The organism is Rhodanobacter sp. FW101-FHT13A11 (assembly GCF_058790335.1).
Window position 1 is genome coordinate 101366 of sequence record NZ_JBYTCN010000004.1, and the last position, 12253, is coordinate 113618.

10 protein-coding genes are annotated in these 12253 nt (G+C 68.8%); 5 read left to right on the forward strand and 5 right to left on the reverse strand.

The window, feature by feature from the left end; genetic code table 11:
• Nucleotides 1-177: 177 nt before the first annotated feature.
• Entirely contained in the window at nucleotides 178-1425 is a 1248-nt protein-coding gene (locus tag AC3WRN_RS06360) for an efflux RND transporter periplasmic adaptor subunit (protein ID WP_492622328.1), read from the reverse strand.
• A 143-nt stretch (nucleotides 1426-1568) separates the two neighbouring features.
• Between AC3WRN_RS06360 and AC3WRN_RS06365 the strand changes: the two genes are divergently transcribed.
• Entirely contained in the window at nucleotides 1569-2540 is a 972-nt protein-coding gene (locus AC3WRN_RS06365; protein WP_068093814.1) for a LysR family transcriptional regulator, read from the forward strand.
• A 42-nt stretch (nucleotides 2541-2582) separates the two neighbouring features.
• Here AC3WRN_RS06365 and AC3WRN_RS06370 read toward each other — a convergent pair whose 3' ends face one another.
• Entirely contained in the window at nucleotides 2583-3380 is a 798-nt protein-coding gene (locus AC3WRN_RS06370; RefSeq protein ID WP_492622329.1) for an undecaprenyl-diphosphate phosphatase, read from the reverse strand.
• 343 nt (nucleotides 3381-3723) lie between these two features.
• On the opposite strand from AC3WRN_RS06370, the gene AC3WRN_RS06375 reads away from it, so the two are divergent.
• The 4 genes from AC3WRN_RS06375 (at nucleotide 3724) to glnA (ending at nucleotide 7803) form a co-directional block, all read left to right on the forward strand.
• Complete coding sequence (locus tag AC3WRN_RS06375) at nucleotides 3724-4473, forward strand: TorF family putative porin (RefSeq protein WP_492622330.1); 750 nt, start codon at nucleotides 3724-3726, stop codon at nucleotides 4471-4473.
• A gap of 37 nt (nucleotides 4474-4510) precedes the next feature.
• Entirely contained in the window at nucleotides 4511-4849 is a 339-nt protein-coding gene (locus AC3WRN_RS06380; protein WP_492622331.1) for a P-II family nitrogen regulator, read from the forward strand.
• Between the two features lie 22 nt (nucleotides 4850-4871).
• A complete protein-coding gene (locus AC3WRN_RS06385; protein WP_492622332.1) occupies nucleotides 4872-6203 on the forward strand; it encodes an ammonium transporter in 1332 nt (443 codons plus the stop codon).
• Between the two features lie 190 nt (nucleotides 6204-6393).
• Nucleotides 6394-7803, forward strand: a complete 1410-nt coding sequence (gene glnA / locus AC3WRN_RS06390) for a type I glutamate--ammonia ligase (RefSeq protein ID WP_068093831.1) — start codon at nucleotides 6394-6396, stop codon at nucleotides 7801-7803.
• An 89-nt stretch (nucleotides 7804-7892) separates the two neighbouring features.
• On the opposite strand, the gene AC3WRN_RS06395 is transcribed toward glnA, so the two are convergent.
• Genes AC3WRN_RS06395 through AC3WRN_RS06405 form a run of 3 tightly spaced genes read right to left on the reverse strand, consistent with a single transcriptional unit; the run spans nucleotide 7893 to nucleotide 12246 of the window.
• Nucleotides 7893-9206 (reverse strand): carbohydrate porin, encoded by a 1314-nt coding sequence (locus AC3WRN_RS06395; protein ID WP_492622333.1) that lies wholly within the window; start codon nucleotides 9204-9206, stop codon nucleotides 7893-7895.
• A gap of 5 nt (nucleotides 9207-9211) precedes the next feature.
• Nucleotides 9212-10600 (reverse strand): c-type cytochrome, encoded by a 1389-nt coding sequence (locus tag AC3WRN_RS06400; RefSeq protein WP_492622334.1) that lies wholly within the window; start codon nucleotides 10598-10600, stop codon nucleotides 9212-9214.
• Nucleotides 10597-12246 (reverse strand): GMC family oxidoreductase, encoded by a 1650-nt coding sequence (locus AC3WRN_RS06405; RefSeq protein ID WP_492622335.1) that lies wholly within the window; start codon nucleotides 12244-12246, stop codon nucleotides 10597-10599. The genes AC3WRN_RS06400 and AC3WRN_RS06405 overlap by 4 nt, the downstream gene beginning before the upstream one ends.
• Nucleotides 12247-12253: the final 7 nt, after the last annotated feature.

Below are 12253 nucleotides of genomic sequence, written 5' to 3' on the forward strand. Positions count from 1 at the left end.
CGAAGCCGTTTCGCGGCCTCGGTCTGCTTTGCTCCTCCCCCTGCATCGCAGGGGGAGGTGGGGAGGGGGTGACGCTCTTGCTCTTGGCTTCGCCGGAGGGCTTCACCCCTCCCCAGCCCTCCCCTGCCGCACGTCCCGCAAGGGGACTTTCTTCGGTCGCAGGGGAGGGAGCGGTGTTCAGCCTTGCGGGCGGCTCTGCGGAGCTGTCGTGCTGGCTTGCGCGGTGCGCGCATCGGCATCCGGCGCATTGCCCCGCTCGACCAGCGCCCTGTCGGCGGCGTCGAGGCGGTAGCTCATCGCCACCTGCTGCGGATTCACCTGGGCGCCGGGACGCACGCGCTGCAGGCCGTTGACGATCACCACGTCGTTGGCGTCCAGGCCGCTGTCGATCACGCGCAGGCCATGGAACAGCGCCCCGGTGTCGACCTTGCGGTATTGCACCTTGTGCGCCTTGTCCACCACATAGACGAACTGGTTGCCGAGGTCGGTGCCGACCGCGCGGTCGTCCACCAGCACGCGCGGGCGGGCCTGGCCGCTCTGCAGCTGCACGCGGGCGTACAGGCCGGGCGTGTACAGGCCGTCGGCGTTGTCGAACACCGCGCGCAGGCGCATCGTGCCGGAGCCGGCGTGCAGCTGGTTGTCGACGAAGTCGAGGCGGCCCGCGTGCGGGTAGCCGGTCTCGTCGGCCAGGCCCATCGCGGCCTCGATCCGCGCGTCGTGGCCGGCCTGCTTCGCGCCGGCGCGCAGGTGGTCGAGCTTGAGCCAGGTCTGCTCGTCCACGTCGAAGTAGACGTAGACCGGGTTCACCGAGACCACGCTGGTCAGCACGTCGTTGCTGGTGACCAGGTTGCCGGGGGTGACGCGGGCGTTGCTGACGCGGCCGTCGATCGGCGAACGCACCCGGGTGAAATCCAGGTTCAGCCGCGCGGCGGCGAGCGCGGCGGTGGCGGCGTCCAGCTGGGCCCGCGCACTTTGCGCGGTGGTGGCTTGGCGATCGGCTTCCTGCTGCGCGATGGCATGCTGGGCCAGCAGCATCTCGGCGCGGCGCTGGTTGGTTTGGGCCAGGCTCAGCTCGGCGCGGGCCTGCGCCTGGTTGGCGACCAGCCGGTCCACTTCCGCCTGGTACGGGCGGGCGTCGAGCTGGAACAGCACGTCGCCCTTGTGCACCAGCGCGCCTTCCTGGAAGTGCACCGATTCCACGAAGCCGCCGACCCGCGGCTGCACCTGCGACGTGTTGACCGCTTCCAGCCGCCCGGTGAACTCGGCGCTGTCGCTGACCTTGCGGGTCAACGCCTGCGCCACCGTCACTTCCGGCGGGGCGCCGGCGGCGGGGCCTTGCGCACGGCTGTCACCGCCGTGCAGCAGCATCCAGCTGCCGAGTGCGCCGGCCGCGACCAGGGGAACCAGCATCCATTGTTTTTTCATCACGCGCTCCCAAAACCTTGTAGACCAGGCACGGACTCCCGGCGAAGGGTCGAGAGAATAAGTGCACTTTCCGGTATAGAAAATCCGTTTCTTGCGCACTACACTCGTGCGCCGCAGTCACGAATCGACGAGGAATTGAAACAATGGAAGACTTTTCCGCCATTTCGACCTTCGTCCGCGTGGTCGAGGCCAAGAGCTTCGCCGCTGCCGCCAGCCAGCTGGGCATGACCCCGTCCGGGGTCAGCCGCGCCGTGTCGCGGCTGGAGAGCCAGCTCGGCGCGCGGCTGCTGTTCCGTTCCACCCGGTCGCTGCGCTTGACCGACGATGGGGCCGCTTTCCATGCACGTTGCAAGGAGATTCTCGCCGACCTGAGCGAGGCGACCGAGGCGCTGAACTTCGCCAACAGCAAGCCGACCGGCAAGTTGCGCGTGGGCATCTCGCTGTCGGTGGGCCGCGCGGCGGTGATCCCGCGGCTGACCGAGTTCGAGCAGCGCTATCCGGATATCCGGCTGGAGCTGTCGATGAGCGACTCGCCGGCGGATCTCAACGGCGAGGGCCTGGATTGCGCGATCCGGGTCGGCCAGCTGGAGGATTCCAGCCTGATCGCGCGCAAGATCGGCTACCTCAGCAACGTGGTGTGCGCCTCGCCCGAGTACCTGCGCAAGTATGGCGCGCCGCGCAGCATCGAGGATCTCAAGGATCATCGCTGCATCAACTACGTCTACCCGAACGGCCGTCCGCGCCAGTGGCAGTTCGACACGCCGGGCGGGCAGATGAGCGTGGACATCGACGCGCACATGCTGATCAACGACGGCGAGTCGGTGTTGCAGGCGGTGGCGGCCGGCCTGGGCATCACCCAGGTGCCGCGCATGCTGGCCGCGTGCATGCTGGAGAAGGGCATGCTCGAACTGGTGATGACCGATACCAACTCGACCGGCAAGCCGGTGTGGATCGTCTACCCGCAGAAAAAGCATCTGTCGGCCCGCGTGCAGGCCTTCATCGAGTGGGTGCGCGAGCTGTTCGACCGCACCAACCAGCCGGGCCAACACGCGGTCGGCGCGCTGAAGGCCGTGCCGAAGCCGGCGCCCAGGATGGCGCCGGTCGAGGCAGCATAGACGCCGCGCCTGGCCGCGGCCGGGCGTTCGGCCGCTGCCGGTTCAGGCGCCAGCCGGCACCAGCAACAGCAGCGCCACGCCGAACACGATGCGGTAGACCGCGAACGGGGTGAAGCGGTGGCTGCGGATGTAGCCGAGCAGCCACTTCACCGCGACGAAGGCGACGATCGCCGAGACCACGAAGCCCACCGCCAGCGCGGTCCAGTCCTCGTGCGCGGCGCCGCCGCCCTTCACCACCTTGAGCAGTTCGTAGCCGGTGGCCGCGTACATCGTGGGGATGCCGACCAGGAAGGCGAACTCGGTGGCCGCCGCGCGGTTGCTGGTGCCGAACAGCATCGCCGCGAAGATCGTCGCGGCCGAGCGCGAGGTGCCGGGAAAGATGCCGGCGACCATCTGTGCGATGCCGACCAGGATCGCCACCTTCCACGTCACCTCGCTGCGCTCGGGCTGGCGCGCGGCCAGCCGCTCGGCGGCGATCATCCAGAAGCCGCCGATCACCAGCGCCCAGGCGACCGGCGTCACCGTCTCCGGCAGCTTGAAGCCCAGTTTCACCGCCGCGAAGCCGATCCCGGCGGTGATCAGGAACGCCACCGCCAGCTTCAGCAGGTAGTCGCGGTTGGCCGGGTCGCGCCACTGCGTGAACAGCTGCCAGATGCGTTTCCAGTAGATCAGCGTGACCGCCAGGATCGCGCCGGCCTGGATGCCGATGTTGAACAGGTCCGAGCGCGCACCCAGCCCGAACTTCTCGGCGATCAGCAGGTGGCCGGTCGAGGAGATCGGCAGGAACTCGGTGATGCCTTCGATGATGCCGAGCAGGATGACGTGCAGCAGGTCGGTCACGGGCGGGTCCGTTGAAGGTGGAAACGGGCCGGCGGAAAGGTTCGCCGGCATGAAGCGCCATAGCTTACGGGTTTTGCCGCCGCAGGGAACGGTCGCCGCCGCGACGCACTGGAACAGTGCAAACCGGCCATGGCGGCGGGTGCCGATGGTGCTAACGCCGCCGCGCCGGCGCGGCGGCCGGCTGGCCGGGGCTGCTGCAGCAACGGTTGCGGCCCGTGGCACGTGCCTTGCTGAGATGGCTTGGGCGCCATGCATGCGCACGGCCCCGCGGCGACGGCATGCGGACGTCTGGACGTCTGGATGGCCATTGCCGAAACGCCACGCCACGAGGGGAACCAGTCACATGAGACGAAGCTCGATATCCGTGGTTGTCCTGCTGCTCGGCGTTTCCGGCCTGGTCCGCGCAGGCGGGGCCCCGGCCGGCACTTGGGTCGGCAATGCCGGCGCGGTCAGCGATTACCTGTTCCGCGGCCTCTCGCAGACCAATCGCCAGCCGGCGGTGCAGGCCGGCCTCGAATACGACCATGCCGGCGGCTGGTACGCCGGCGGCTGGGGCAGCAACGTGAGCTGGCTGTCGGATGCCTCGACCACCGCCGCGCCGATCTCCAGCAGCGTGGAACTGGACCTCTACACGGGCTGCCGCGGCAGCTTCGGCGGCGGCTGGAGCTGGGACGCGGGCCTGTACCGCTACCAGTACCCGGGCAGCTATCCACGGGGGTTCACCCGGCCGCACACCACCGAGGGCTATGCCGCGCTGGCCTGGAAAAGCGTGTCGCTGAAGTACTCGTACGCGTTCACCAACCTGTTCGGTTATGCCGGCAGCAGGCACAGCAGCTACGTGGACCTGTCGTGGAACCAGGAGTTCGCGCCGGGCTGGCTGCTCAACGCGCATGCGGGGCACCAGCACGTGGCGAACGTGCCGGGTGCGTCGTACAGCGACTGGAAGCTGGGCGTGACGCGCAACTTCGCCGGGCAGTGGTCGGTGGCGCTGGCCTATGGCGACACCGACGCGCGCCGCGCCGCCTACACCAACGCCGAGGGTCACTACCTGGGCCGCGCCACCGCGGTGCTGGGCGTGACCCGGTCGTTCTGATCCACCGCATCACCGTCATCACCTCCGGGAGTCACCCATGAAAATGGTCACCAGCATCATCCGTCCGTACAAGCTCGACGAGGTCCGCGATGCGCTCGCGCACGCCGGCGTCTCGGGCATCACGGTGACGGAAGTCCGCGGCTTCGGCCGCCAGAAAGGCCACACCGAGCTGTACCGCGGCGCCGAGTACGTGGTCGATTTCCTGCCCAAGCTCAAGGTCGAGGTGGTGGTGCCCGACGACCAGCTCGACGCCGTGCTGGAGGAGATCCAGCGCGCGGCCCGCACCGGCAACGTGGGCGACGGCAAGCTCTTCGTCACCGGCGTGGACCAGGTGATCCGCATCCGCACCGGCGAACTCGACGCCGACGCCCTCTGACCCGAATCCCGCGAGGTAGGCCATGAAAGATCTGACGTTGTTGCGCGGCATCCGCAGGTGGCTGCCGCTGTTGTTGCTGGGCCTGGCCGCGCCGGCGCTGCACGCCGCCACGCCCGCGCCGGTGGTCGACAAGGGCGACGTGGCGTGGATGCTCACCTCCACCTTGCTGGTGCTGCTGATGACGGTGCCTGGGCTGGCGCTGTTCTACGGCGGCCTGGTGCGCTCGAAGAACGTGCTGTCGGTGCTGATGCAGGTGATGACGGTGTTCTCGCTGCTACTGCTGTTGTGGGTGGCGTACGGCTACAGCCTCGCGTTCAGCGGCGGCGGCGCGGTCATCGGCAATTTTGACAAGCTGTTCCTGCGCGGGGTGACGAAAGACACGCTGGCGGCGACGTTCACCGCAGGCGTGTCACTGCCCGAGTACGTGTTCGTGGCGTTCCAGGCCACCTTCGCCGGCATCACCGGCGCGCTGATCGTGGGCTCGTTCGCCGAGCGGATGCGCTTCCGCGCGGTGCTGCTGTTCGCGGCGATCTGGTTCACCTTCGCCTACCTGCCGATCGCGCACATGGTGTGGGCCGGCCCCGGCGGCTACCTGTTCGCCAAGGGCGCGCTGGATTTCGCCGGCGGCACCGTGGTGCATATCAACGCCGGCGTCGCCGGCCTGGTCGGTGCCTACCTGGTCGGGCCGCGGCTGGGCATCGGCCGCGAGCCGATGAAGCCGCACAACGTCAGCTTCACCATGGTCGGCGCGGCGCTGCTGTGGGTGGGCTGGTTCGGCTTCAACGCCGGCTCCAACCTGGAGGCGAACGCGGGTGCGGGGCTGGCCTTCATCAACACCCTGCTGGCCACCGCGGCGGCGGTGCTGGCGTGGCTGGCGGCGGAGGCGGTGATGCGCGGGCACGCCTCGATGGTGGGCGGCGCCTCCGGCGCGGTGGCCGGCCTGGTCGGAATCACCCCGGCCTGCGGCACGGTGGGGCCGATGGGCGCGATCGTGATCGGCGCGCTGGCCAGCTTGTGCTGCGTGTGGGGCGTGACCGGGCTGAAGAAGCTGCTGCGCGCGGACGACGCGCTGGACGTGTTCGGCGTGCACGGCGTCGGCGGCATCGTGGGCGCGTTGCTGACCGGCGTGTTCACCGCGCCGGGGCTGGGCGGCACCGGTGCGGCGGACTATTCGGTGCTTCACCAGCTCGGCGTGCAGGCGCTGGGCGTGGGCATCACCGTGCTCTGGAGCGGCGTGGTTTCGGTGCTGGCCTACCTGGTGGTGAAGGCGGTATTCGGCCTGCGCGTGCCGTACGAGGCCGAACGTGAGGGACTGGACATTACCTCGCATGGCGAAAGCGCCTACGATGCGTGAGGCAGGCGATTGCCGGGTGTGATAGGCGACCCATGATGGTGCAATGCGCTAGACATCTTGCACCATCATGCTGCTCGCGGCGCCTGTCACCGCCGCCGTGGCATCCGCCAGGCCCTTGTCGGGCAAGGGTTCTGTCCGCTGGCATGGACCTTGCCAAAGACCAGTCACCATCCACCTTCGAGGTTGTCCCATGTCCGCCAACAAAGTGCTCGACCTGATCCAGGAGCATGAGGTCGAGTTCGTCGACTTCCGCTTCGCCGACATGCTCGGTACGCATCACCACGTCACCTTCCCGGCCCACGCGATCGACGAGTCGACGTTCGAGGACGGCAAGATGTTCGACGGCTCCTCGATCACCGGCTGGAAGGGCATCAACGAGTCGGACATGATCCTGCTGCCCGACCCGGACACCGCTCACCTCGATCCGTTCAGCTCGCACACCCAGCTGATCCTGCATTGCGACGTGCTGGAGCCGAGCACCATGCAGGCCTACGGCCGTGACCCGCGCTCGATCGCCAAGCGCGGCGAGGCGTACCTGAAATCCACCGGCATCGCCGACACCGCGTTCTTCGGTCCGGAGCCGGAGTTCTTCATCTTCGATTCGGCACGCTGGCAGAACGACCCGGGCCGGGTGTTCTACGAGATCGGCTCGGAAGAGGCGGCGTGGTCCTCGCGCTACAAGTACGACGGCAACAACAGCGGCCATCGCCCGGGCGTGAAGGGCGGCTACTTCCCGGTCAGCCCGGTCGACTCGCTGGGCGACCTGCGCGCGGACATGTGCAAGGTGCTGGAGTCGCTGGGCCAGAAGGTCGAGGTGCACCACCATGAAGTGGCGAACGCCGGCCAGTGCGAGATCGGCGTGAAGTTCAACACGCTGGTGAAGAAGGCCGACGAGCTGCTGACGATGAAGTACGTCATCAAGAACGTGGCGCACCAGAACGGCAAGACCGTCACCTTCATGCCGAAGCCGCTGGTCGGCGACAACGGCAGCGGCATGCACGTGCACCAGTCGCTGGCCAAGAACGGCGAGAACCTGTTCGCCGGCGACCTGTACGGTGGCCTCAGCCAGACCGCGCTGTGGTACATCGGCGGCATCTTCAAGCACGCCCGCGCGATCAACGCGTTCGCCAACTCCACCACCAACAGCTACAAGCGCCTGGTGCCGGGCTTCGAAGCGCCGGTGATGCTGGCGTATTCCGCGCGCAACCGCTCGGCGAGCTGCCGCATCCCGTACGTGGCCAGCCCCAAGGGCCGCCGCATCGAGGTGCGCTTCCCCGACCCGATGAACTCCGGCTACCTGGTGTTCACCGCGCTGATGATGGCCGGCCTCGACGGCATCATCAACAAGATCGACCCCGGCGCGCCGGCCGACAAGGACCTGTACGACCTGCCGCCGGAAGAGGAGAAGAACATCCCGCAGGTGTGCTCCAGCCTCGATGCCGCGCTGGAAGCGCTGGACAAGGACCGCGACTTCCTCAAGGCCGGCGGCGTGTTCACCGACGACTTCATCGATGCCTACATCGAAGTGAAGATGAAGGAAGTCACCAAGTACCGCGCCAGCACGCATCCGCTGGAGTTCCAGATGTACTACTCGCTCTGATCAAGGCCGGCTGCAAGCGCGCTGTCCGTGTGAACAAAGCAACGGGCGCCTCGGCGCCCGTTGTCGTTGGTGCAGCGGCGGGATCGCGTTCAGAACGTCACCTGCGTGTACAGGCCGATCACGAAGGCGTCGGGGATCTTGCCGGTGCCGTTGGGGCGGATGATGTACTGCAGGTTGGGGCGCAGCATGAGCCACGGTGCGATCTTCGCGCCGTAGTCCACTTCCAGCACGGTCTCGTAGGTCTGGATCGGCACGACGCCGGGCTTCACGCTGTCGCGGTCGCGCTGGTAGCGGGTCAGCCGCGGGTTGATCCGCGCCGAGGCCGCCATGAACGAGACCACGTCGTTGTCGCGGCCCGGGAAGGTGCCCTGGTAGTGGCCGCCGACGACCCAGAAGTAGCGGAAGCGTGCGGTGGCTTCGTCGCCCACGCCGGCCATCGCGCCGAGGGTGAGCCCGCGGTTGGTGTCGGGCCCTTCGCGATAGACCATCTTGTCGGCGATGAAGTAGCCGCCCGAGCGGCCGTCGTGATGTTCGAACGCCGCGCCGGTGAGGCCGGCGGGCCGGCCGTTGACGTCGCTGTACACATCCGGCGTGCCGGAGGTGTTGTAGTACGCGCCGAGCTTGAGATCGCCCGGCAGCTGTCCGCTGCCGCCGCCGGTGGCCCAGCCCACTTCGGCCGGCACGAACACGCCGCGGTGCTTGAGGCTGAGGTTCCAGCCCTGGTCGCGGTTGCCGCCGTTGGGGTTGTCGAGGTAGGCGCCGACGGTGGCGTAGAAGTCCGGTGTGACGTGCCACTTCACGTGTCCACCCCATTGCGCGGTGGGGAAGTTGTGTGCGCCGCTGTTGGTGGTCATCGCGTTGGCATGGCCGCAGATGATGCCGTTCTGGAAATTGCAGAACGCCGGCAGCCGCGCGAAGTCGTCGCCCACGGGCGACCAGCCCAACTGCAGGAAGATCCGGTGGTCGAGGAAATCCTGTTGCCAGTTCAGCTCGGCCAGGCGGAAGTTCTGGCCGGCGCCGTAGAGTTCCTGCACCGAGAACTGGTTGCCCAGCGCGTCATTGCTGAGGCTGCGGCCGCGGCGGTCGGTGACGGTGAACTGGATCTTCGCGTCGGGCACGCCCCACAGCTTGTCGAGGTCGAAGTCCGCGCCGAGGTCGAGCTGCTGGGTGTAGCGCGCGGTCTGGCGATGGCCGCCGGAAACGTTGCCCGCGCTCTCGGTGGTCCAGTGCGCGCGCAGGGCGATGCCGTCGCCCTGCAGCTGCGTGCGCGTGCCGCCCCAGTCGCCGGTTAGCGTGGGCCGCCCGAGCCAGCCGCCGGCCTGCTGCGCCAGGGCCGGCAACGTGCACAGCCACAACGCGCTGCCGAGCACCAGGCCGGGGATCGTGCAGGGTGGATGGCGCATGAGGGTCAGGCCTGGCCGGAGGAAGTCCGACGCCGCTTGCGCCGGCGCCACAGAACGAGGATGGCGAGGATCAGCACCACCACCACGACCATCGCCAGCCGGACCAGCGCGGCCAGGTGCGATGGCGCGGCGCCGGCGCGCAGGCTGGCGACCTGGGTCGCCGTGATCCGCGCGGCGGGATTGCCGTAGCGCAGCGTCAGGTAGTTGGCCAGGTTGGCGACCTGGTGGTCGGACAGCGCGTGTGCGAAGCCCGGCATGTGCACGCCGGAATCGTTGGTCCAGCGGATGCCCTCGAGGATCACCATCACCAGGTTGCCGGTATCGGCGCGCCCGGTGGCGGTGTTGTGGAACAGCGGCGGCAGGCCGCCGTCGAAGCTGCCTTCGCCGCTGGCCTGGTGGCAACTGGCGCAGTGGGCGTCGTACAGCTGCGCGCCGGTCCACTGCGCCGTGTCGTCGGGCAGGGCGGTGCCGCGCTGGTCGGCCATCCCGTCGAACGCGGCGCCCCAGCTGCCGACGGCGCGGGTGTCGGCCGGGTCGTGTTGCGCGGGCACCGTCTTCAGGTAGATGGCGATCGCCTGCAGGTCGGCGGGTTCGAGGTACTGCAGGCTGTGGTCGACCGCCTCGGCCATCGGTCCGGCCGCCTGCGCCTTGCCGCGGGCATGGCCGAGCTTCAGGTAGTCGACCAGGTCCTGTTCGTTCCAGCCGCCGATGCCGCTGTTCGCGTCGGAGGTGATGTTCGGCGCCCGCCAGGTGCCGACGGCGCCGCCTGCCAGTTCGCGCGACGACTGTTCGGCCATCAGCAGGTTGCGCGGCGTGTGGCAGGTGCTGCAGTGGGCCAGCCCGCGCACCAGGTAGGCGCCGCGGTTCCATGCCGCGCCCTTGGCCGGGTCGGGCGTGAACGGCTTGCCGTCGAGGAACAGCAGGTCCCACGCCGCCATCGACAGGCGGAGGTTGAACGGGAACGGCAGCCGGGTCGGCGCCGGCTTGCTGTCCACCGGCGCCACGCCATGCATGAAGTACGTGTACAACGCATGCACGTCGTCGTCGGTGACCTGCGCGTACGACGTATACGGCATCGCCGGGTACAGCCGCGCGCCGTCCGCGCGGATGCCCCGGCGCAAGGCATCGCGGAACTGCTGCTCGGTGTAGTGGCCGATGCCGGCCGTGGTCGACGGCGTGATGTTGGTACTGATGATATTGCCGACCGGCGTGGGCACCGTCAGCCCGCCGGCGTACGGCTTGCCGCCGGGCGCGGTATGGCAGGCCACGCAGTCGCCCGCCGTGGCGAGGTACTGGCCGCGTTGCAGCAGGGCGGCGTCGGCGGCGTGAACCGATGCGGCGACAAGCAGGCCGATCAGGGCGAGTAGCGGGAGGCAGCGGGCCGATGCGTTCATGTGAGGCTCGCCTCGTGGCTGGGATGCGCAGCAGCAGTGGTTGCGCGTGCTTCCTTCGCCGGCAGGATATGCTCGGCAGTGCGCAGCGCCAGCGCCACGCCGGTGAGCGTGGAGTTCATCGTGGCCGCGGTGGGCATCACGCCGGTGCTGCAGACGAACAGGTTCTCGTGGTCGTGCGTGCGGCCGAACGCGTCGACCACCGAGCTCGCCGGGTCGTTGCCCATGCTCATCGTGCCGGTGATGTGCTGGTTGTTGGCGAACTGGCCCTCCGCGCTGTAGCGCAGGCCGGTGCCGCCCATCAGTTCGGCGATGCGGGCGAAGTCGGCCTTGGACACGTCCGCGGCGCGGCGCGTGTAGTCGTCGATCGCGTAGTGCGCCTCGGGCTTGGGAATGCCCATGGCGTCCTTCTCCGCGCTGAGCGTGATGCGGTTGTCGGGATTGGGCAGCACCTCCAGCACGTTCTTCACGTTGACCTGGCGCGCGGCGCGCCAGCGCAGCTGCTTCTCGAACTCCGCGCCGTACACGCCCTCCTTGATCAGGTCGCCGGTGACGTTGAGCACCTGCGAGATGTTGGTGAAGTCCAGCCGGTACGGCGCGTGCTGCGAGCGGAACGCGCCGTCGCGCAGGGTGTTGATCGAACTGGGGCTCTGCGGGCCGCGGCCCAGCCACAGTTCCTCGTCGGCGTAGAAGGTGAGCGAGGTGCTGGGGTGGTCCATCAGGTGGCGGCCGACCATGCCGGAGCTGTTGGCCAGCCCGTTCGGGTACTTGTCGCTGGCCGACAGCAGCAGCAGCTTCGGGCTCTCGATGCCGTTCGCGGCGAGGATGAAGGTGGTGCCGGTGACGCGGTGTTCGCTCTTGTCCGGCGCGTAGTAGTGCACCGCCGCGATGCGCCCCTTGGCGTCGTGCTCGATGCGGAAGACCACCGCGTTGGGCACCACCTTCGCGCCGGCGGCCTCGGCCGCCTCCACCGCGTTGATGCCGAGGTATTGCGCGTTGACCGGGCAGATCGGCTGGCAGCTGTTGTTGCCCACGCAGGCGGGGCGGCCGTCGTAGCCGCGGCTGTTGCGCGCCACGGTGTTGGCGACCACCGGGTAGGCCGGGGCCAGCCGTTCGCGGAAGCGACGCATCGACCACGGCTCGGCCACCGGTTCCATCGGGAACGGATGCTGGCGCGGCGAGCCGGTGTTGTCGGCGCCGGCCACGCCGAGGATCTCCTCCGCCTCCTGGTACCACGGATCGAGTTCCTCGTAGCTCAGCGGCCAGTCCACGCCGACGCCGTACAGGCTCTTGATGCGCACGTCGTTCGGCACCAGCCGCCACGCCTGCGCGGCCCAGTGCCAAGTGGTGCCGCCGACCGCGCGGATGTATTCGGCCGGGTAGGGATACGGCCCGGCCTGCTTCAGGTAGCCGTTGTCCTGCGGCACGTAGATCGGATGCGGCGCCCACGGCGAGGGTGGGTACGGCGCCATCCAGTTGCCCTTGATCGGCGAGTTGCGGAACGCGGCGACGACACGGGCGCGTTCCAGCCGCGGCCCCGCCTCGAGGATCAGCACCGAGGCGCCTTGCTGTGCCAGCCGGCGCGCCGCCAGCGAGCCGATGATGCCCGAGCCGATCACCACGATGTCAGCCGATAGCTGTCCGGACATCGGATTG

What these genes read in the sequence shown, in the direction of transcription:
- AC3WRN_RS06380 (WP_492622331.1), top strand. Translation starts at nt 4,511, where the DNA reads ATGAAAATGGTCACCAGCATCATCCGTCCGTACAAGCTCGACGAGGTC.
- AC3WRN_RS06405 (WP_492622335.1), bottom strand. Translation starts at nt 12,246, where the DNA reads ATGTCCGGACAGCTATCGGCTGACATCGTGGTGATCGGCTCGGGCATC.
- AC3WRN_RS06375 (WP_492622330.1), top strand. Translation starts at nt 3,724, where the DNA reads ATGAGACGAAGCTCGATATCCGTGGTTGTCCTGCTGCTCGGCGTTTCC.
- AC3WRN_RS06395 (WP_492622333.1), bottom strand. Translation starts at nt 9,206, where the DNA reads ATGCGCCATCCACCCTGCACGATCCCCGGCCTGGTGCTCGGCAGCGCG.
- glnA (WP_068093831.1), top strand. Translation starts at nt 6,394, where the DNA reads ATGTCCGCCAACAAAGTGCTCGACCTGATCCAGGAGCATGAGGTCGAG.
- AC3WRN_RS06365 (WP_068093814.1), top strand. Translation starts at nt 1,569, where the DNA reads ATGGAAGACTTTTCCGCCATTTCGACCTTCGTCCGCGTGGTCGAGGCC.
- AC3WRN_RS06360 (WP_492622328.1), bottom strand. Translation starts at nt 1,425, where the DNA reads ATGAAAAAACAATGGATGCTGGTTCCCCTGGTCGCGGCCGGCGCACTC.
- AC3WRN_RS06385 (WP_492622332.1), top strand. Translation starts at nt 4,872, where the DNA reads ATGAAAGATCTGACGTTGTTGCGCGGCATCCGCAGGTGGCTGCCGCTG.
- AC3WRN_RS06400 (WP_492622334.1), bottom strand. Translation starts at nt 10,600, where the DNA reads ATGAACGCATCGGCCCGCTGCCTCCCGCTACTCGCCCTGATCGGCCTG.